General features: G+C 49.5%; 17 protein-coding genes. 3 read left to right on the top strand and 14 right to left on the bottom strand.

What is annotated here, in order from left to right; all coding sequences use genetic code 11:
* Positions 1-47: 47 nt before the first annotated feature.
* From ACX1C1_RS12045 to ACX1C1_RS12020, 6 genes are all read right to left on the bottom strand, one after another.
* A complete protein-coding gene (locus ACX1C1_RS12045) occupies positions 48-1,736 on the bottom strand; it encodes an extracellular solute-binding protein (RefSeq protein ID WP_458957313.1) in 1,689 nt (562 codons plus the stop codon).
* A 69-nt stretch (positions 1,737-1,805) separates the two neighbouring features.
* Complete coding sequence (locus ACX1C1_RS12040) at positions 1,806-2,702, bottom strand: carbohydrate ABC transporter permease (protein ID WP_458957312.1); 897 nt, start codon at positions 2,700-2,702, stop codon at positions 1,806-1,808.
* Between the two features lie 36 nt (positions 2,703-2,738).
* Positions 2,739-3,713 (bottom strand): ABC transporter permease, encoded by a 975-nt coding sequence (locus ACX1C1_RS12035; protein WP_458957311.1) that lies wholly within the window; start codon positions 3,711-3,713, stop codon positions 2,739-2,741.
* 498 nt (positions 3,714-4,211) lie between these two features.
* On the bottom strand, positions 4,212-5,177 hold the full coding sequence (gene rocF, locus ACX1C1_RS12030) for an arginase (protein ID WP_458957310.1): 966 nt from the start codon (positions 5,175-5,177) through the stop codon (positions 4,212-4,214).
* Positions 5,178-5,212: 35 nt separating this feature from the next.
* Positions 5,213-6,433, bottom strand: a complete 1,221-nt coding sequence (locus ACX1C1_RS12025; RefSeq protein WP_458957309.1) for an ornithine--oxo-acid transaminase — start codon at positions 6,431-6,433, stop codon at positions 5,213-5,215.
* 349 nt (positions 6,434-6,782) lie between these two features.
* Positions 6,783-7,457 (bottom strand): hypothetical protein, encoded by a 675-nt coding sequence (locus ACX1C1_RS12020; RefSeq protein ID WP_458957308.1) that lies wholly within the window; start codon positions 7,455-7,457, stop codon positions 6,783-6,785.
* Between the two features lie 504 nt (positions 7,458-7,961).
* Between ACX1C1_RS12020 and ACX1C1_RS12015 the strand changes: the two genes are divergently transcribed.
* The gene (locus ACX1C1_RS12015; protein WP_458957307.1) at positions 7,962-8,591 is read left to right on the top strand and encodes a hypothetical protein; all 630 of its coding nucleotides are present in this window, start codon (positions 7,962-7,964) and stop codon (positions 8,589-8,591) included.
* 228 nt (positions 8,592-8,819) lie between these two features.
* Here the strand turns inward: ACX1C1_RS12015 and ACX1C1_RS12010 are convergent, their stop codons facing one another.
* From ACX1C1_RS12010 to msrA, 3 genes are all read right to left on the bottom strand, one after another.
* On the bottom strand, positions 8,820-10,247 hold the full coding sequence (locus ACX1C1_RS12010; protein ID WP_458957306.1) for an aldehyde dehydrogenase: 1,428 nt from the start codon (positions 10,245-10,247) through the stop codon (positions 8,820-8,822).
* A gap of 231 nt (positions 10,248-10,478) precedes the next feature.
* Positions 10,479-11,021, bottom strand: coding sequence for a DUF402 domain-containing protein (locus ACX1C1_RS12005; protein ID WP_458957305.1), 543 nt, complete (start codon positions 11,019-11,021; stop codon positions 10,479-10,481).
* Positions 11,022-11,042: 21 nt separating this feature from the next.
* Complete coding sequence (gene msrA / locus ACX1C1_RS12000; RefSeq protein WP_458957304.1) at positions 11,043-11,573, bottom strand: peptide-methionine (S)-S-oxide reductase MsrA; 531 nt, start codon at positions 11,571-11,573, stop codon at positions 11,043-11,045.
* 185 nt (positions 11,574-11,758) lie between these two features.
* Here msrA and ACX1C1_RS11995 point away from each other — a divergent pair, with 185 nt between their 5' ends.
* The gene (locus ACX1C1_RS11995; protein WP_458957303.1) at positions 11,759-12,607 is read left to right on the top strand and encodes a copper amine oxidase N-terminal domain-containing protein; all 849 of its coding nucleotides are present in this window, start codon (positions 11,759-11,761) and stop codon (positions 12,605-12,607) included.
* A gap of 112 nt (positions 12,608-12,719) precedes the next feature.
* Here the strand turns inward: ACX1C1_RS11995 and ACX1C1_RS11990 are convergent, their stop codons facing one another.
* From ACX1C1_RS11990 to ACX1C1_RS11980, 3 genes are all read right to left on the bottom strand, one after another.
* Positions 12,720-14,090: an MATE family efflux transporter gene (locus ACX1C1_RS11990; protein ID WP_458957302.1), complete on the bottom strand. Its 1,371-nt coding sequence runs from the start codon at positions 14,088-14,090 to the stop codon at positions 12,720-12,722.
* Between the two features lie 58 nt (positions 14,091-14,148).
* The gene (locus tag ACX1C1_RS11985) at positions 14,149-14,739 is read right to left on the bottom strand and encodes a TetR/AcrR family transcriptional regulator (protein WP_458957301.1); all 591 of its coding nucleotides are present in this window, start codon (positions 14,737-14,739) and stop codon (positions 14,149-14,151) included.
* 248 nt (positions 14,740-14,987) lie between these two features.
* A complete protein-coding gene (locus ACX1C1_RS11980) occupies positions 14,988-16,862 on the bottom strand; it encodes an LTA synthase family protein (protein WP_458957300.1) in 1,875 nt (624 codons plus the stop codon).
* A 277-nt stretch (positions 16,863-17,139) separates the two neighbouring features.
* Here ACX1C1_RS11980 and ACX1C1_RS11975 point away from each other — a divergent pair, with 277 nt between their 5' ends.
* Complete coding sequence (locus ACX1C1_RS11975) at positions 17,140-17,898, top strand: exodeoxyribonuclease III (RefSeq protein ID WP_458957667.1); 759 nt, start codon at positions 17,140-17,142, stop codon at positions 17,896-17,898.
* A gap of 74 nt (positions 17,899-17,972) precedes the next feature.
* On the opposite strand, the gene ACX1C1_RS11970 is transcribed toward ACX1C1_RS11975, so the two are convergent.
* Positions 17,973-18,425: a VOC family protein gene (locus ACX1C1_RS11970; protein WP_458957299.1), complete on the bottom strand. Its 453-nt coding sequence runs from the start codon at positions 18,423-18,425 to the stop codon at positions 17,973-17,975.
* Between the two features lie 193 nt (positions 18,426-18,618).
* The gene (locus ACX1C1_RS11965; protein ID WP_458957298.1) at positions 18,619-20,211 is read right to left on the bottom strand and encodes an alpha/beta hydrolase; all 1,593 of its coding nucleotides are present in this window, start codon (positions 20,209-20,211) and stop codon (positions 18,619-18,621) included.
* Between the last annotated feature and the right edge of the window lie 28 nt (positions 20,212-20,239).

Raw genomic sequence — 20,239 nt, 5'->3', positions numbered from 1 at the left:
TGAGGATTCACAATTAATATGTTAGATTTACACGTTTTTCGTGCCGATTATTGACCTGCAATAATCTCTTTGTTTTTCTTCCAGCCTTCCGTACGGAATTCCAGAAGCTTCGTGTAACCAGCATCTTGTGCATCCTTCTCTGCTTTGTTCAGAATGCTATCTACTTCTTCGTCACTCTTCGCCATGACGGATTGCGCATAGGCTTGCGTGAAGATATCGTCAACGCGTTGCTTAATAATGCCAAGCTCGCTGTCTGGCTCAGGGTTCAGGTTAATGAACTCTGTTGCGTTCGCTTGCGTTGGCCATGTAATTTCGCTTTGGTAACGTGCCGCCCAGTTTTGCTCTTCCTTCGGCAGCTTGCTTTCGTATTTCATCTTGGCAGGGTCGATGTAACCCGTGTTGCCGTTCCACATGATCGGGTCATGCGCCTTCTGCAGCTCAAGCACTTCGTTTGCGTCATAGTTAGCTGTGAATACAGGATGTCCGTCTGCATCGAAGCCTTCCCAGTTCTTGCCCTCTGGTCCGAAGAACAACAACGATTGACCTTCCGGTCCTGTGTACCAGTCAAGGAATGCAAAGATTTTTTCTGGATCCTTAGCTGCTTTTGTAATGACGTTTACGTTCCAGCCCAGCGCTGTGTAAGTGCCAGGGAAGATTTTATCTTTGTCCAAACCTTCTTTGTGAATCGGCCAAATCATGAAGTAACCGGAGTTCGGATCTTGTTTGATCATTTCGTTATGGGCGTTCATCGCGATAACCGTCGGGCTCGAAGACGCGTATACCGCTACGCGGCCTTGCATAACCTTCTCGTCGATCTGGTCCACTGTTTGTGTGAAGGCATCTTGAGAGATCAGCTTCTCTCTATACAGCTTCGAAATATATTTTTGAGCTTCGCGGAACACCGGATCTGTGAAGAGGGATGTCAGTGTATCGCCTTGCGGCACGGCGCGAAGACCAGCGTTCAGGTACGAATAAAGTGCATTTTCGCCAAAGGCTGTGTACAGTACGCCAAGACCTTGCATGTCTTTCGCAAGATGCGGCTCGAACGGTATCACCGTATCACCGTATTTGGCTTTGACGGACGTCAGGTATGCATATAGATCATCCGTCGTTTCGAGCTTCGGCGAACCCAATTCCTCATAGATCTTTTTGTTGATAACGTATCCAGAGTTGCCGTTCGGACGACCTGTATACCAGTTCGGGAATTGGTAGAGCTTGCCGTCCTCGGAACGCAGCAGGTTGAGGTCGTCGCCCATCCATGTTTTCAGGTTCGGATATTTATCAAGGTAGTCGTCGAACGGAACCAGCATTCCTGCTTGGCGAAGTCTCTCTACGTCCGCGCCGCGGTCCATCCACATCACGTCAGGCAAAGAGTTGCTCGCGATCATCGTGCTAAGCTTTTGTTCAGGATTGCCGCCTGCGGAAACAGGTTCGATGGTCAATTGTTTGTTCTCGATCAACCACTTGCCTGCAACTGTGCTGTCCCATGCCGGTACGTCATACCAGTTATAATGTCCATACATGCTGAATGAGAGCGCTTCGGAACCAAATTCCCATACATCTGATGCTTTCTCGCCGCTTTCAGGTGCTTTTGTAGCTTCAGCTGCCGCCGTAGGCGAGGGTGTGTCTGCACCTGATTTGTTGTTGTTGTTGTTGCTGCTGCAGCCAGCAAGCACCGTACCCAGCACAAGTACAGCTGTCGCTGTGAGCAATGTCGTTTTCTTTGCTTTCTTCATGCTTATACTACCCCTCTCATCTTAACAATTATATGTCCAAAGCGGTTACGCCTCAAACCAATTCCGAAACTACTCTTTCAGCGAGCCAATCAGCACGCCTTTGACGAAGTACTTCTGAACGAATGGATACACCATGATGATCGGCAGTGTAGCGACCATCATCGTCGCCATGGTAAGCGACTTGGTCGTAATGGTCCGCATGCCCTCTAAACGAGCCGCCGAAGCGGTATCGATATTATTAGACATCTCGGTTACGATATTGGCATTCAGAATTTGACGGAGCATCGTCTGAATGGGAACCAGATGTTCGTTCGTGATATAAATACTCGGCATAAACCAGTCATTCCAGTGCGCTACTGCTGTGAACAATGCTAGTGTGGCGACAACAGGGCCCGATAGCGGCAACACGATGCGGAAGAAAATCCCCCAGTTTGTGCAGCCATCGATTTGGGCGGATTCTTCGAGACCGGCCGGTAAACTCTTGAAGAAGGTACGGAATATAATCATGTTCCACACGCTGATGAGCGCAGGGATAATGAATACCCAGAAGGTATTCATCAAACCGAGGGAACGGATTAGCAGGAACGTCGGGATCAAGCCGCCGCCAAAGTACATGGTGAAAACAAAGAACAGCATGTAATAATTGCGGCCGATCAAATCTTTTTTCGACATACCGTAGGCTAGCAGTGCCGTCATGAGAATGGCGGAGAGGGTACCCGCAACTGTCCTTGCGATCGATACCATAAAGCCGTTAATCAAACGATCGTCGTTAAGGACGATGTCGTAGTTCTCAAGCGTCCACACTCGCGGCCAGAACGTAATGCCGCCCTTTGAGGTGTCGATGCCAAGGTTAAACGATACGACCAGCGCGTTCCAGAATGGATAAAAGGCGCTGAATGATAACAAAATCAGAAATGCATAGATGAAGATCAGCATAAGCCGATCGTTAATTGCTATACGCTTCATGGCGGCTTGCCTCCTCGTTAGTCCAATGTGCCTCTTCTACCATAAGCTGTTGCCTGACTTGCGGGCCAAATAATTCGCGAGAGCCAGCATGGCAATACTTACGACAGCCTTAAACAATCCAACGGCTGTAGCGTACGAATATCGGTAGTTCGATAATCCGACTCGGTAAACGTACGTGTCGATGACATCGGATACCGGTCTGAGTACCGGATTGTTGGCTAACAAAAGAATGTCCTCGAAGCCCGCGCTGAGCAAGTTTCCGATCGAAAGAATCATGAAGATCACGATAACTGGCATGATCGTCGGAATCGTAATCAGGTAAATCTGCTTAAACTTACTGGCGCCGTCGATGTCAGCCGCTTCGTAGAGATGCGGGTCAACACCGGCAATTGCAGCCAGGTACACAATGGAGCCAAATCCGATTTCCTTCCAGACGTTGGCGGAGATCAGGATGGACCAGAAATAATCGGACATGGAGAGGAAGTTAACCGGCTCATCGATCGCGCCGATTTTCTCAAGAAGCATGTTGACGCTTCCGTTCTCCGTGGCGAGCATGGAGGTGAACAATCCTGCGACAATAACCCAAGAAAGAAAGTGAGGCAGATACGTAATGGTCTGCACGACACGTTTGAAAATCATGTGACGGACTTCGTTCAGCATCAACGCCAGAATGATCGGCGCCGGGAATCCGATGATAAACTTCAGGAAGCTGATGGCGATCGTGTTGCGCATGACATTATAAAATTCGGGAGAATCGAAAAACATCTCGAAGTGTTTGAAGCCTACCCATGGGTTTTCCCAGATCCGGCCTCCCGTGAAGATGTTATAGTCCATAAACCCCGTCAATACGCCGTACATTGGTATGTAAGCGAAGACGAAAATGAGCAGAATACCCGGCCATACCATGAGCTGAATATCCCATTGCTTAAGGAGACGCTGGATAAAATTTCTGCGTTGCGGCTCTAGCTGCCGTGCTTCCGCGTGGTGCTGCTCCATTGATGCTTGCGACATATGCTTCCTCCTTGCTGCGCTCGTTGATACCGTTATTGTACTGGACAGCAGGCGGACGTTACTATTTGCCAGATCAACAAAAAATGATACTTTGCAATGATTTTTATTGAAAAGTAGTGCTTTTATTGCTGAAATGATTAATCGGAGATTTTAAATGATTGATCAGAGACTTTAAATGATTCTAATGATCATCGTTTTGCGCGTATCGATTTACACTTTCAAGCCTTTGTTTCATTGGGAAATGTTCTTGGCTGCGTGTTACTTGTCGCTGGAAACGCCAAGGTGAAACGGCTGTTGCCATCCATGACTGCGAAGCACGTTGCATGCCGAGAATTCCAAGAGAATTCTAAGAGCATGAACGTGAAATAACTTAACATTCTTTGGACACTTAGAACACACAAAAAAACCCGCGCCGAAGACGCGGATTCTGGTTTATATAATTTGAGTTCACATGATTTGAGTTCACATGATCTGAGTTCACATGATCTGAGTTCACAGCTAGATCAACTTTTTGCCCATAAATACGGCCGCTAATTCAACGGCTAACTTAGCGGTTCGACCATCAACGTCTTTGGATGGATTCACTTCCACGATGTCCATCGATGCAATGGCTTTGCTCGCCGACAGTCCTTCCATCGCAAGCCGTGCTTCTCGGTACGTAAGACCGCCAGGTACTGGCGTCCCTACCCCCGGCGCTTCGATCGGATCCAGCGCATCCATGTCCAGACTGACATGAATCCCGTCGGCATCCCGCCCTGCCAAGGCATGCGCTCGCGCGATAACTTCTTCCATGCCAAGCCTATCGATGTCCGACATCGTGAAACAATGAATGCCATGTGTGCGAATAAACGCCTTCTCCCCTTCGTCCAAATCACGGGATCCCACAAGCACAATGTTTCGTTTGCGGATCAGGTTCGTTGTCTGTCCAATATCGTTTTGCTTGAACAATGCTAATCCGGATGCCACGGCGAGCACCATCCCATGTGCGTTAGCAGACGGAGAGGTGTGTTCGGTATTCAAGTCGCCATGCGCATCGATCCAAATGACGCCGAGCCTGTCATACACACGAGACATGCCCGCCAACGTTCCAATCGCGACGCTATGATCACCGCCCAGCACCATCGGGAAATTGCCGTACATGACCGCCCGGCTTACGCGATCTGCCGTTTTCTCGCACATATCGCGTAATTGCGGCTCATATTTGATCCTGCCATTCAACCTGGTGTAAGCATCAGGTTGAGTCGGTAATTCCCCTGCAGCCGCCGGTGCTGCAGGTCCCGCTGCCCCGCTTTGGTGTGATAGACGGACTACATCGCTGTTCACGCCATGCGGTGCTAATCGCTTCAATTCATCCAGCAATCCCGCCGCCAGCAGACTATCTGGACCTCGCTCCGCTCCAGGCACGGCGCCGCCCAAACCAAACGGCACACGGATTACGGATACCTTCTCTCTCGAAATGTTCATGCCGCTCAACCTCCCCAAGGTGACTATACTAGCTGCTACGGAGTGGCGTTCAATAGAACATGTGCGATACGCGAGACCGCCCAATCGATGTTCGGTTTCTCGATAACGAGCGGCGGAGCGAATCGGATCGTTTGTTCGTGGGTTTCTTTGCACAACAAACCTTGTTTCATGAGCGCCTCGCACCATGCCCTGGCGGGAACATGAAGCTCCATGCCGATAAACAAACCTCTGCCCCTGATTTCGCGGATGATGGGAGCATGAATGTTAGAGAGCTGTTCGAGAAAGTAAATGCCCAGCTCCTCGGAGCGTTCGGACAGCTTCTCTTCGGTGGTCACGTCGATCGCAGCAGAAGCCACCGCACATGCAAGCGGGTTGCCGCCAAATGTTGAACCATGCGAACCCGGCTCGAACACATCCATAATCTCAGCATTTGCGGCGATCGCAGATATGGGCAGGACGCCTCCTCCGAGAGCTTTGCCCATGACATAGATGTCAGGCGTTACGCCCTCCCAGTCCATCGCAAATCTTCGTCCCGTTCGCCCGAACCCAGTTTGGATTTCATCGGCTATGAGTAATATGCCGAATCGCTCACAAAGCTCTGCAGCCCCCTTTAGATAGCCATCTGGAGGGATGATAATACCGGCCTCGCCTTGGATTGGTTCGATAAGCAATGCTGCTGTTCGAGGAGAAATCGCCTTCTCCAGTTCGTTCAGATCACCATAAGGAACGCAGACGAAACCGGGGGTAAACGGACCAAAATTCGCACGATATTCGTCAGTCGTCGAAAAGGACGTAACGGTAATCGTTCGCCCGTGAAAATTGCCTTCGCACACTATAATTTCTGCTTCGTTATCCGGGATCCCCCTCGTTCGGTATGCCCATCTTCGTGCTGCCTTGAGGGCTGTCTCTACCGCCTCGGCTCCCGTATTCATCGCCAATATTGCATTTTTGCCTGTGTAGATTGCCAGCTTCTCGTAGAAGCTGCCGGATACATCGTTGTGGAACGCTCTGGATGTGAGCGTCACTTTATCCGCCTGCTCCTTGAGCGCCCTGATGATGCGCGGATGTCTGTGCCCCTGATTAAGTGCCGAGTAGGCGCTTAACATATCCATGTACCGGTTTCCATCCGGGTCGGTCACCCAGACGCCATTCGCCTCGCAGATGACGATCGGCAGCGGCTTGTAGTTATGGGCTCCGTATTGCTCGGCCAGCGTCATGGCATCCCGCGATGACGGATTCGGCATTTGCATATTCATGCGCAGTCCTCCTCGTCGGCAAGTCGTGTTACTATTCTATTCACGGGACAACGCCGACGAACCCATGGGCCCGAATTATTTTCGGTTCGGGCTATTCGCGCGTACGCGGCCGGCGGGGCTGCGATAGCCCGACTTTTTCGGGCTATTCGCGCTTGCGCGGCCGCCAGGGCTGTGATAGCCCGACTTTTTCGGGCTATTCGCGCTTGCGCGGCCGCCAGGGCTGTGATAGCCCGATTTTTCGGGCTATTGCGCACGGATCCCGCTTAGGCGCGTGCCTACTCTTTTGCAAAGATTGATGTGTTAAAGAACAACTTGAACAGCAACGGTTATTGGAAAGTTACAGTCCGTGCTAGTGATTCCGCATATGCAACTGGGACCATTTCCTACTATGATCATCCGCCAAGACGTAGGCATGTACACGCTGCCTTCCTGCATTTAGCGGCATTATGTAATGTTTCGATTGAAGCTCCTTTAACACCTTGCGGCAAACGTCATCTCCTCGCTTTAAACATACCCGCACATCTCGCAAATCGAATGGTCTATTGATGTAGGTTGCGTACTTAATTACCGCCTGTTCATAAAGTGTTAGCTGCTCACCTCCAGACGCCCCCATCGTTCCCAACAATTCAAGCAAGCTTGTCCTGCACTTATCAGGCTTTTTATTCAATTCATCCCAAGTAAACGGATAATACAAATAACCTTTGTTCGCCAACGTGCGTACGCGATGTTTCTCAAAATCAAACCTGTCACGAGTGATGTTCTCGGCATGTGCAACAAAACCTTCGCTCTCGAACGCAATCCCCATCGGTGCATAGAAAACATCGATAAAAATAGTCACCCCCGTAAATGTAACAAGCTCGTATTGCATAACAAAACCTTGAAATGTTCGGAACACCGGCCATAATACTTCCTGAAACATTTTCTTCTCAGCCACTAAATCCTTTTTCAGCATTTCCAGCCTTCTGCCGGACGCTGTTTTTATTTGCTCAATTAAAAATTTATCGAAATGAACGTCAAACGACATCGCCCTCACTCCCTCCAAAATAAATAAAAGCGCCGCTCATCTCTAAAGAGACAAACGGCGCGTGCTTCGCGCTTTAACATGGTTTGGCTTGCTGTTCGATCGCTGTTGGCTTGCTGTTCGCATTACGTTCGCTCGCCGTTGGCTTGCTGTTGGCTTGCTGTTGGCTCGCTGTTCGCTTGACGTTCAGCTCGCTGTTGCCTTACTGTCGGCTTAATGGCGCAATGACATTGATTCGCATTGTTTATGCGCTACCAGTCTTGCCGGATTCGCTTTTGGCTCGCTGTTAGCTTGCTCTCGGATCACTGACTACTGCAGTCTACCCCCAAGGTTCTCATCCAACATTCAGATTATATACCTATTCCCAAGTGTTGAGAAGAGCTTTCGGCAAGCCCCACTTACTAATATGTATGTATAAGGGATTCAACTTAGTGGTTCCTTCCATACAACAGGTATGATATGGTATTCGCAACTACGCTACGTCATTTGTTTCTGGAGGTTGATCATTTGCTCAAGCCTAAAATGTTTTTACTAATTTCTATATTGGTTGTCTGTATCATCACCATCAGCATTTTCGTTTACCAAATACGCTCCAACGATTCCAGCGCTCAGCATGCAAAAAGTAACGAAAACATGATCGCAATCGAAGAGTTTCATATTACCGCCTCAAAAGCAAACCTCGAATCCAAAATCGAAGGAACAGTGTTCGCCTCAGGCGCCGACAAATATATCGAATCCATCCAAATTGTCGCCACCATTCAAATCGACCCTCTCGATTGGGGAGGCGCCTCCTTTAATCTCCCTCCTCAATGGATCATATCCGAGTTAAAAAGCAGCTTCGTCCCTGAAGGAGAAACAGAGATGTTTGGAAACGACCATTACGTGAGTTTGTTGACGACGGTGGATCCAGAGAAAAAGTGGACGACAATCGTGAATATCGCCAAAAGTGACGATTACGCGCCACTTGGTGGCAAAGGCACCATTATTATCAATCTCACACCACTTAAGCAATGGGATGAGCAGTCCCCCTTCAACTTCTCAGTCGCTGTTGGTTCGCAAATTCGCAACGGCTATCGAGTGTCGGAGACCGACTTCATCGAGGTGAACGTTAGCTCAGTGACCGCTACAGAGGGTTAGACGCTAGACGTGGACACTGTACGCCGAGTGAAACTTAGCTTAACCGCCTCAACTCTCAACTCTCACCACTCAGCACTTAGCGCTTAGCACTTAGCGCTTAGCACCCACCCCTCACCAACTACACAAACCATTATGTTCTATTTCCCACGCAAAAAACCTCCACCCTATCGAATCAAATTCGAAGTTGGAGGTTTTTCCTGCTGGCTTTTCTATATTAGAAATGATCCGCTACTTCATCACTTTCCTCGCCCACTTCAGCTTGTCCTTGTAAGGTGGGAACAAGAAGCCCGGCTCGAAGCGCGTTGTGCGCTTGAGAAGACTCTTGCGATGCGAGAACAGCTCAAAGCTATGCTCGCCGTGATAGGCGCCGATGCCAGAGGAGCCTACTCCGCCGAACGGGAGATGGTGGTTGACGATATGCGACAATGTATCGTTGACGCAGCCGCCGCCAAATGAAAGCCGGCCCATGACTTCCCGCTCCGTATCCGCATCCTCCGTGAATAGATACAAGGCAAGCGGCTTGCTTCGGCCGCGAACCATCCGGATCACGTCTTGTACATCCGTGAACGTCAACACAGGAAGCAGCGGACCGAACAACTCGTCCGCCATCGCCGCGCAACCTTCTCCATCGCTAGTCGCCTTGCCCGCATCAATCAGCGTTGGAGCCACATACAAGTCGTCCCGGTTCCGTTGTCCACCCCACAGAATACGTTCCCCATCACGCTCCAGAATCGCAGTTAATCTGTCGAATTGCCGTTCGCTGACGATCCGGCCATAATCGTCGCTAGCCGCAGGATCGTCGCCATAGAATTGCCTCACCGTTTCCCGCAGCAGCCCAGACAACCGCTCCTTCACCGATTCGTGCACAAGCAGATAGTCAGGCGCGATACAGGTCTGTCCCGCATTAATGAGCTTACCCCAGATGATCCGCTTGGCTGCCAACTCCAGATTAGCCGTAGCATCGATAATCGCCGGACTCTTGCCGCCGAGCTCAAGCGCAATTGGCGTCAAATGACGGGAAGCAGCCTCCATGACGATTCGCCCTACCTGTGTACTCCCAGTGAAGAAAATAAAGTCAAACGGCGCGTGAATAAGAGCCGACGTCACATTCTTATCGCCTTCCACGACTCTCACGAAAGCAGGTTCGAACGTATCTTCTATTAAATCCCGAATAACAGCAGACACATGCGGCGTCATCTCCGACGGCTTGATGACCGCGCTGTTGCCCGCCGCGATGGCTCCGATCAACGGCTCCAGCACGAGCTGCACCGGATAATTGAACGGACCGATAATGAGCACCGTTCCATACGGTTCGAATACCAGCTGGCTGCGGCTGCCGAACAATGTCAGCGGTGTCTTCACCTTGCGCGGCTTCATCCACTTCTGGATATGCTTTGTCATGTAGGTGATACTGCTAAGCACCAGCCCGATCTCGGTCGCATATGCTTCTGCCTCGCTCTTGTGCAGATCTCGGCGAAGTGCCTCGAACAAGGCTGGCTCATGTTTCACAATCGCTGCCTTCAGCTTGCGAAGCTGCTCGATGCGGAACGCTCCGTCCGCCGTCGTCCCGCCTTCGAACCAGCGGCGATGCTCCGCGACAATCGCGGCGGCGTCCAGCCCGCGTTTTCTGTCAACCATCATGTTTTCTCCTAACATCGACGATCCTCCTCCCCTTCAAGCCTATCTATGATCCTCAGAATGGATAATCAACTGCTGTCCTTTAGTTTACATGACTATCAGTAACGAAACTAGTTGGATGGGAAAATGGTAGTCCGTGCTGCTACAGGTCGAGACGGCAGTGGGTTTCACTTCCAGAATTCAAAGTTCAAACCTTATTTCTTAGAGCATTTCGAGCGCGATATTACATTGGAAATAGTGGAGGACCAATTAAACATTTCCGGCGGCGTATCTTGCTCCCGCATCTCGCAGGCTCAAATGGCTTATCCATTCTTCTAACGTTCCGTCAAAAGGATATTCCCCCGCCGCAATGCGAGCCTGAAGTCTCTTCAGTTCTTCCCGAGCTTGGGCAATCAATGATTCCGGATATCCGAATTTAATCGCATTGTGGGCGAATTCATCCTCATCGACTACCATCCATACCCCATCGCGCTGCACCAGATCCAGATCGAGGTCTACAAAAGCCACCTTACCCTCGCCAATCAAGGCCGGTTGGTTAATGTTGCAATAATATTCAGTGATTCGGCCATCTGCAACGACCGCGCTCAACGTAAACCAATGCTTCCTAGAGAACCACTCTATCGACCAGTTATTGATGGTGAATGTAGCGTTCTTCGTATGGTGGCGAAGTTGTCGGCCATGCTTGGCAAGGACGAACACATCATCATCCCTCTGCTCCAGTAGCTCTGTCTCCCATTCATAATGAAGCACATTCCCATACTTCAACGCTTGAATATGAACCGTATTCCCCACAATTGGTGTACCCCTTGTCTCTTATTTCTTCCAATTCGCATCAATAAATTCATCGCGTCCCGACATCGCGCGATCTTCTTTGTAATGCTTCGGATTTTTTTTGTGAAAGTCCTGATGATAGTCCTCCGCCGGATAGAACGTCTCTGCCTCTCGGATCTCCGTCACAATCGGTTTATCGAAACGGCCGGACTGTTCTAGTGCATGTTTCGAGGCTAAAGCAAGCTCCCGTTGCTCTTCATGATGGTAGAAGACAGCTGTGCGATATTGGCTGCCGCGGTCTTGGAATTGTCCTTCCGCATCGGTCGGATCGATCTGCGGCCAGAATAACTCTAGTAATCGTTCGTACGGGAAGACTACTGGATCGAACGTAATTTGTACGACCTCGAGATGACCCGTTTCTCCTTTTTTGACTTGTTCGTAAGTAGGGTCAACCTGAGGACCACCCATATATCCAGATACGATACCGTGAATACCTGGCAGCTCCTCGAAAGGAGTCACCATACACCAGAAACAGCCTCCGGCAAATGTAGCATGTTGTAGATGTTGTTGCATGTTATCTTACCCTTTCTTATTAGGACTTGCTTGGTCTTACAAAAGTAACTTGAACGGCGCTAGAAGTCAATTTCGAAGCTAGCTATTCTGTTAGGTTGCCGAACTCTGCCCAGCACTAATACCATCGTTTTCATAATGAACATTTTTTCACTGCCCTGTAAAATATTCTAGGGGTGAATTAAAAAATGAAAATAATAAAAATCGTTTTACTCGCATTAGTTGCCGCATCCGTGTTTCCACAAGCGACTTCAGCGGCCGCAACACAGAAGCCGATCCACGTGTACGTACAAGGCTTAGAGGTCGAATTCGACCAAGCGCCGATCATCTCGAACGGCCGTGTGCTTGTTCCATTCCGTCAGATCGCAGAGGAGATGGAGATCAGCGTCACTTGGGATCAAAAGTCCAAACGAGTTACTGCACAATACAAGAGTGCTTTCAAGAAGAAGACGGTTATCATTCCAGTTAACGGGACCACAGCAACGGTCGATAACAAAAGCGTGAAGCTTGATGTCCCTGCCAAAATCGTCAATGGCAGAATCATGGTGCCGCTTCGTTTCCTAACCCAATCGTTAGGTGCGCAAGTCGATTGGAACAACGACAAACGTGAGGTTGAAGTTACCTATTGGAAGGAAAACGGAAGCTCCTATTACCAGATTAATGGTAACGCTAACGTAACAAATAGTTTCACAGAAGCTCAGTTCGATAATAAACTCAACGCGATTTACGATGGAGAAGAGTTTGTCTTGACGTCCAAGTGGACGAATCTAATGGATGCGGGACGAGTTGGGATTGTTGCGCAGCATATGGGATTCTTCCGTGTCAACGGTAAGATCCGCGAGGTTTCAATGGTTATTGACGGCGAACTGAATGCCAGCGGTACTTTCGACGGCTACTTCTATCTCGAACTTTATGACGAGAATACTGGCGAATTCATCGATGACATCACAGCCGATATCACAAACATCGCATTTGATAAAATCGTAAAGTTTAATGTGAAAATGGCTGTACAACTTGTAGACTGGAGATTCGGCTAAAGCAATTAAGAAAAACCGTCAGGAAAGTTCGGTCCTGACGGTCTTTTTAGGTTTGGAGGATATCCTTGCACAAACCATATCCATTGGAGCTCATTCTACTAAAGATATATACCTAAGCTGCCTTCAATGTTGATGCGACGCGCGTCGCCTTCTCAATGCTTCGCAATCTAACGCCGAATCCAACTGCCGCGAAGGTCAGTCCGATTATAATGCCGAACCAGTATCCGAATGGTCCGAGCTCTGTGTAATTTGACAATAGATAACCGGACGGTATGCCAACAATCCAATAGGAGACAAAAGCAATAATAAATGGTACTCTGACGTCCTTATAGCCGCGCAGCACCCCTTGCAGCGATGCCTGCAAGGCATCAGACAATTGATAGAAAATCGCAACAACGAGGAATTGGGCGGCTAACGTCGCAACCTCCGGGTCCTTCGTATACAAGTTAGCAACCTGATCCCTGAATACATACAGCAACACCGAACACACCGTGAGGAACATCACTGCGCCGGAAACACCGAGCAATGTATAGCGCCGCGCTGCATAGAGCTTGCCCCCTCCCACGGAGAAGCCGACTACAATGGTCAGCGCCATCGAGATACTAAGCGGAATCATAAAGATCAACGATGTAAAGCTTAAAGCGCTCTGATGGGCCGCCACCGTCTCTGTCGAGAATTGTGCACCCATTAACAAGGTAACGACCGAGAAGATACTGACCTCAAAGAAGATAGAAAGCCCGATCGGCACGCCGATCCCAAGCAGCTCCTTCCAAGCTTTCAGTGATGGCTTCGCCCATTCTACAAAGAGACGATAACCTCTGATCGCCGGTATCCGGAAGGTCATCCACGCGCTGATCCCGAGAATAATCCAGTAGGTGATCGCCGTCGCGTAACCTGCGCCAATACCTCCGAGCTGAGGCAATCCTAGCTTGCCGAAAATAAATACATAATTCAGGCCTGCATTAAAAGGAATAGCAAGCAACGTAATGATCATGGAGATACGGGTAAAGCCCTGAGCATCAAAGAAATATCTAAGTACATTAGACGCGAATAACGGTATTAGCCCGAGCATGAGCGCAAGCACATAATGATACGAAATATGGTGAACCTCTGCCGTTACATTCATCCCATCCAATATAAGCTTCAATCCGAATGAGCCCAAACCGCCTACGATGATAGCAAGCGCAAAGGAGACATACAACGCTTGGTTGACAGCCTTCCCAATTTTGTCTTGCCCTCCGCTGCCCACTAACTGGGCGATAATCGGCGATACGGCCATCAGAATGCCGCCGATCCCCGTTATGATCGGCATCCATAGACTGGAGCCGATCGCTACGCCAGCCAGATCATTGGTGCTTACTTGACCCGACATGATCGTATCGGTCATATTCATGGCGTACATGCCTACTTGAGTAACCATAATCGGCCATAAAATTTTAAGAAATAACGAAACTCTTTCTTGCCAGGTTGTTGCGTGAAACATGATGAGTACCTCCATATGACTGAATTTGCGAGTAAAATCTTGTTGCTCTTCACAAGGCTTAGCGCGACTGCGCTCCTGTGGCCATGACCCCATTCCAATATACCGTCCATGCCGCCGCAAGCCGCTTCTCCGTCCGCTCCACGTTCCCATACACAAGCTCTACGCAGATTGCATCAAGCAACGCTGAGAACGCTTCGTTCGCGACATCTACCGCCTCCACTTCAACTTCCTCCTGCTCGGCAGCTTGCAAGAATCGAACCCGCGTCATTGCTGATAAGGTGTCGATATGTTGACATGCGTATGCATCGATCTCATCATACAGATGGACCGGCGGATAAAAGGCGGTTCGCAGATAGAACTTAAGCGTGCTTCCGTCTTGGAAGCTATCGATATAGGATCGCAGAATACGATATAAGCCGTCTCGAAGCGATTCTGTTGTCGTCCTTGCGATCGTAGCTCTTATACGCTCCAGCTCCGAGGCGAAGGCCTCTCGCACGACCTGCAGATACAGGTCATCCTTGCCTTTGAAATGGGCATAGACCGACTGCTTCTTCAGTCCGATCTCATCCGTGATTTGAGCAAGTGATGTTCCTTCGTATCCGTAGGCCGAGAACATCTTCAGCGCTGCTTCCTTAATAGCTATGCTCATTGCAAATCCTCCTTAACGAACGTTCGTCAATCAACTGACATTCCTTGTACTTTAACAGATTTCCGATAAACATACAATGACTTGGAAATAATCAAGGTGAAACGGCTGCGCCGTCTTTGGCGGCGCAGCGCGTTTCATTCCGAGAATTCTAAGCTCAGATAAGATGCAAAAACTTATAAATTCTTAGAATTTAAAAAAACAAACGCCCATCCTTTGTGGACAGGCGCTTGCGGAATTTATATTACAATTTATCGTTTCGGCAGAAGCTTAACATATTCGTCAGACAGCTTCATCAGATTCAGAATGTAGTCGTAATCCTCACGGTACTGACTGAAGTCCGCCACTGGCTCATACGTCTCGATATCATACGCAGTACCGTCATCGAACCCTTTGCCAGGGATAAACAAAATATCATCGTTGAAGAACGAGCCCGTTGGCAAATAATACCGCATCCCTAGTACGTTCTTCTCTGTATTAAGCAAGTCCTTGCCGAAGATCGACAATCCTTTTTCCTTCAAATCAAGACCAAGGAGATTGGAGACGGTCGCCATAATATCAAGCTGCCCGCCTACCTGCTTGGATGTTACCCCTTCAACCCCAGGGATGTGGATTAGAAGCGGAATATTAAAGCGCGCGATGCGGTTGTCATACTTGATCCCAAGCTGCTCAGCGACAAATTCAGGCGCAGCTTCCTTCTCTTGAATACCGAAGTGATCGCCATATACGACCAGCATCGTGTCTTCCCACATGCCGTTCGCCTTCAAATTGTCGATCAACAGACCAAGTGCATAGTCCGTATAGTTCGTTGCTTCGACATAATAACCGAGCTGCGTCTTCTTAAGGGAATCCGGAACCTCAATCTTCTTGAAGCTCTGAGGAATCCAAAACGGATGATGGCTGGATGTCGTAATAAATTGCGCGTAGAACGGCTTGCCTTCTTTGTGATGCTGAAGCAGCGCGTCGAACCCAACCCGATACATCTCTTCATCGGAAGCGCCCAGCGCATTAAATTTGTCGTCAGTGAAAAATGGTTTATCATAGTATTTCGTAAAACCTAATGCCGGATACATGCGATTACGGTCCCAGAAGGTGACGTCATTAACATGGAACGTATTCGACACGTACCCTTCTTCTCCAAGCAGCCTTGGAAGTGCCGGCACGGCGCGATCGCCGTAACCTTTGGACATCGCTTCGGTACCAGTAGGATAGATGCCTGTGTTCACGTTCCATTCGGCATCCGATGTATTCCCTTGACCGATCTGCTGGAAAATATTCGTCCAGTAGAAGCTCCCGGTATCAATTAGATCGTTGAGTACCGGTGTGATTTCTTGACCATTTACTTCCGCGCCGACAAGAATATCTTGGAACGACTCCAATTGAACAACAATGACGTTCTTGCCTTTGGCTGCGCCAAAGAACTTAGGCATGCCGGCTTCTTCCGATACTCCGAATTGATCCTCTTCGAGCTGCTCCAGTGCTGCAGCCGTTTTATCAGGATCCGCATCCTTAATCGCTTCGTTCGCCTTACGTTCATTAATGGCTGTTGCGACTTGATAATTCAGAACACCCAGACGCTCTGCCTGAACAAGCTCATTCGGGATATCCAGATCCGTGCGTATATACACAACCGAAGCACCAATGGAGATGATCAGTGCAATGCCTACGTACAAGGGTTTGCCTGCAGAGCCTGCGCCCTTCCGGCGCGGTTTGCTGCGCAGGGTAAGCAGTGCTAATACGATCAAAACAACTAGATCCAAGAATAACAAATAAAACTTAGGGCTAATCGCCGCCTTGACACTGTCTCCAACTTGTCCAACTTGATCTAGTCCGCTCAGAGCTGTATAGGTTGGCACGCTGCCGAAGAAAGCAAAGTAAACCGAACATGCAAATAAAATGAAAGATATGAGGCCATTGACGGACCCGAAGGTCACGGATTTCCAGCGAGATGTCGTTAACAGCTCCACTGCACACAAGATAACTAAAACAGCGGCCGCATCGGCAAGCAGTCGATCGATCTGAATCGTACCGAAATTAAACTGACGGAATAAGACCATTTTCAACATTAAAAGAACAAAGGTCGCCCAGAACGGCGATCGGCGATAGATATCCATTACCGTATTCACGTTTCGTTCACGCTCCTTGATTTGATACTGTGCAAAAAGAAAAACCGTCCTATAGACGGCTAGTCGTATCATAAATGTTAAGTTCATATTAACTCAATCTATGTCAGAAATAAATAGGGAACTCGCTCCAACCAGCCTCTATTCGACCAGAATGACCCAATTATCGACAATATGATGAACACCGAGACGAAGATACGACTGTCATGGTTGTATCTCTTGTCTCGTTTTGATATTTTGAAGGTATCATAACGAGGCAAGGAGCCCAAACGAAATGAGTATCAAATTAGTGTCTTGGAATGTGAACGGCCTTCGCGCCTGCGTCGGCAAAGGATTTCTGGATTATTTCCGCGAGATGGACGCCGATTTTTTCTGTCTGCAGGAAACGAAGCTGCAAGAAGGTCAGATCGATCTGCCGCTCGGCGACGACTATCATCAGTTCTGGAATTATGCGCAGAAAAAAGGGTATTCGGGCACGGCTATTTTCACCAAAATCAAGCCGATCTCTGTTCGTTACGGTTTAGAAGAGGACTTCGAGCCCGAGGGTAGAGTCATCACGCTTGAATTCGACAGCTATTATATGGTCACCGTATACACGCCAAATGCGAAGCGCGACCTATCCCGGCTAGACTACCGGCTGGAGTGGGAAACACGGTTTATGTGTTACTTGAATGAGCTGGACGCGAGCAAGCCCGTTATCGTATGCGGTGATCTTAATGTAGCCCATCAAGAAATCGATCTCAAAAACGCGAAGTCCAACCACGGCAATTCCGGCTTCACGACAGAAGAACGCGGCTGTATGACGAAGCTGCTCGACTCGGGCTTCGCCGATACGTTCCGGCGATTATACCCGGATCGAACAGACGCCTTCAGCTGGTGGTCGTTCATGCCGAAGGTGCGCGAGCGGAATGTAGGCTGGCGCATCGACTACTTCCTCGTGTCGGAGCGGCTTGTCCCTTCCGTGACGGAAGCCTCCATCGACAGTCATATTCTTGGCAGCGATCATTGTCCCGTCACGCTTACATTAGATCTCGCATAGACGACTTTGCAATGGACACACTTTAATTAGAGAAGAGGGCTGGTGAGCCCGGTATCATACCTGGCTCGCCTCATTTATTTGGCTTCAAGCTGCTCCGCCAAGCCGATCAGGAGACCTTCGACTCCACGAATGTAACAGAGACGATATGAGGTTCCATATTGAACCACATCGCCAACAACCTCAGCACCATGCTTCGAGAGCCTGGATACCATTTCGTCGATGTCCTTAACCGCGAACATGACGCGCAGGTAACCAAGGGCATTGACAGGAGCTGTTCGGTGATCTGCAATAGTTGGCGGGGTAATAAATTGCGAAAGTTCAATTCGGCTATGGCCATCAGGCGTAACCATCATGGCAATCTCTACGCACTGTGTTCCGAGACCCGTGACGCGGCCGGCCCATTCACCTTCCACAGTCGCTCGTCCTTCAAGCTTCAAGCCAATTTCCTCAAAGAACGGAATGACGTTATCAAGGGATTCTACAACGATGCCGACATTGTCCATTCTAAGTAATTTGTTATGTTCCATCGCTTTTATCTCCTTATGAATTCGGATATATTACATCATATCAAAGAAGAGTCGCAAACTCACGTTAGCTGCATTAGAGAACGATCAACGAAGTTTATGAAAGCATAAAACTGCACCTCAGTCGCTATCATACATCTAGCAGCTGGGGAGCAGTTCTATTCAAAGCGGTTATATGATGATGGCCCCACTACTGTTACCGGACAGCAAACACTCGCAACAGTTCACTGATGAGCGGGTGGATGACCGTCATATGCTCTTCTTCTTCGAACTTCCGGAACGACAGTCGGAACGCTCCTTTGTTTGCCAGCGGCAGCAGACGATCATAAAGCTTCTCGGCATCGTCCACCATGTTCGCCTCTCGAGCGCCAACCGCGATCAAGAGATTGGCTTTTATTTCACCAGCAGACACACGTCGCTCTAGTTCAGGCAATTGCTTCAGCAGGTCGTGATTTTTCCACCAGATCGAAGGGCTGCCCGCGATGTAGGTCTGGAAGCTATCAGGTCGTGCAAGCAAAGTCCGGAGCACGTAGTAGCCGCCCAAAGAGTGACCGAACAACGCCTGACGCGAACGGTCAACGTGATACAACGTCTCGACAGCTGGCTTCAGTTCGTCCTCGATAAATGCAGCAAAGTCCGCTGCTCCGCCATTGGCAGGCCATGGTGAGCCGTCTGGTCTGGCACGAAGCTCCGATTCATCGGCAGGATCGGTGTAATCCCAGAATCGCTCCTTCGTTACAATTGGACCTTCCGAGTCATAACCAATGCCAACAACTATACATGGCTGTAAGCCGCGCGGTCCGCGTACCTGAAGGATCATCGCTTCTGCGATAGAAGCGAACGACGCGTTGGCGTCCAGCGTATACAGGACTGGATATCCTTCCGCAGGCGCAGGTTCTGCAGGCTCGTAAATAAAAATACGATAGGCTCTGCCCGTCGCCCGAGAAACAATCTCCTTTACTTCCGTCCGTGGAACGACATAACCTGTACGCTCTAGAGGACTTATTCCTCGCAGCGCCGGCAACTTATCAGCCTTATCGGCCGCATCCGCTTGAAACAGCCAATGGATAGCATGAGTCAGATTGCCCGCCATCGTAAGCGCGTCATGCGTCCCGCCTTCTTGAAGCCGGAAGCGCATCCGTTCGGACGGAAAACCTTTGGCAGCCCATAACTCATAGGCTTCCTTGCTTGCTGCCACCATGTTGCGCTGAATGTTCGTCTTGTAGATCCCTTCGCAGTCGCCAACCGACATGTAAATCCGAAGGTCTGTATCAGGGGCTTCCCTTTCGCGTAAGAACGGCATCACACCTTCGAACCAGAAGGATGCGGAAAGGAGACCCAATAAGCCGAATGTATCTGGCCGCCATAACCCGCCGAATAACGAAATAAGCCCGCCAAAAGAGCCGCCAATGACCGCTGTATACTCCCGCTCCGGTTTCGTGCGGAACATACAATCGACATAAGGCTTCACGATATCCGCCAGGTCGTCGAGGTAAACACGCGCTCCGCCGCCGAATGCCTCGTAGGACTCCAGCAGCGGAGGTGCAGGCCACGGTGTATACTCCAAATTGCGGTTATTCGTTTTCACGCCGATAAACAGCACCTCCGGCAGCTTGCCTTGAAGCATCAGATGCTGCAGCGTGTTCGAGATGAGCTTGAACATTTCGCCTCCATCTTGCACATAAGCAACCGGATACCGCCGTTCTCGGCCTTCTTCCGTATCATACGAGGGTGGCAGGAACACGACAAGCTCTCTGCCGTTCACCTCAATTTTTTTGAACCAATTCATATGAGCCCACTCTCCAAACGTTCGTCCG

The sequence above is a fragment of the Paenibacillus sp. strain BS8-2 genome, assembly GCF_054483835.1.
The sequence above is the reverse complement of the archived record's forward strand: the minus strand, read 5'-3'. Positions and strand labels throughout refer to the sequence as shown.

Coding starts and splice junctions, on each gene's coding strand:
- ACX1C1_RS12045 (WP_458957313.1), bottom strand. CDS start 1,736: ATGAAGAAAGCAAAGAAAACGACATTGCTCACAGCGACAGCTGTACTT.
- ACX1C1_RS12040 (WP_458957312.1), bottom strand. CDS start 2,702: ATGAAGCGTATAGCAATTAACGATCGGCTTATGCTGATCTTCATCTAT.
- ACX1C1_RS12035 (WP_458957311.1), bottom strand. CDS start 3,713: ATGTCGCAAGCATCAATGGAGCAGCACCACGCGGAAGCACGGCAGCTA.
- rocF (WP_458957310.1), bottom strand. CDS start 5,177: ATGAACATTTCGAGAGAGAAGGTATCCGTAATCCGTGTGCCGTTTGGT.
- ACX1C1_RS12025 (WP_458957309.1), bottom strand. CDS start 6,433: ATGAATATGCAAATGCCGAATCCGTCATCGCGGGATGCCATGACGCTG.
- ACX1C1_RS12020 (WP_458957308.1), bottom strand. CDS start 7,457: ATGTCGTTTGACGTTCATTTCGATAAATTTTTAATTGAGCAAATAAAA.
- ACX1C1_RS12010 (WP_458957306.1), bottom strand. CDS start 10,247: ATGTTAGGAGAAAACATGATGGTTGACAGAAAACGCGGGCTGGACGCC.
- msrA (WP_458957304.1), bottom strand. CDS start 11,573: ATGCAACAACATCTACAACATGCTACATTTGCCGGAGGCTGTTTCTGG.
- ACX1C1_RS11995 (WP_458957303.1), top strand. CDS start 11,759: ATGAAAATAATAAAAATCGTTTTACTCGCATTAGTTGCCGCATCCGTG.
- ACX1C1_RS11990 (WP_458957302.1), bottom strand. CDS start 14,090: ATGTTTCACGCAACAACCTGGCAAGAAAGAGTTTCGTTATTTCTTAAA.
- ACX1C1_RS11985 (WP_458957301.1), bottom strand. CDS start 14,739: ATGAGCATAGCTATTAAGGAAGCAGCGCTGAAGATGTTCTCGGCCTAC.
- ACX1C1_RS11970 (WP_458957299.1), bottom strand. CDS start 18,425: ATGGAACATAACAAATTACTTAGAATGGACAATGTCGGCATCGTTGTA.
- ACX1C1_RS11965 (WP_458957298.1), bottom strand. CDS start 20,211: ATGAATTGGTTCAAAAAAATTGAGGTGAACGGCAGAGAGCTTGTCGTG.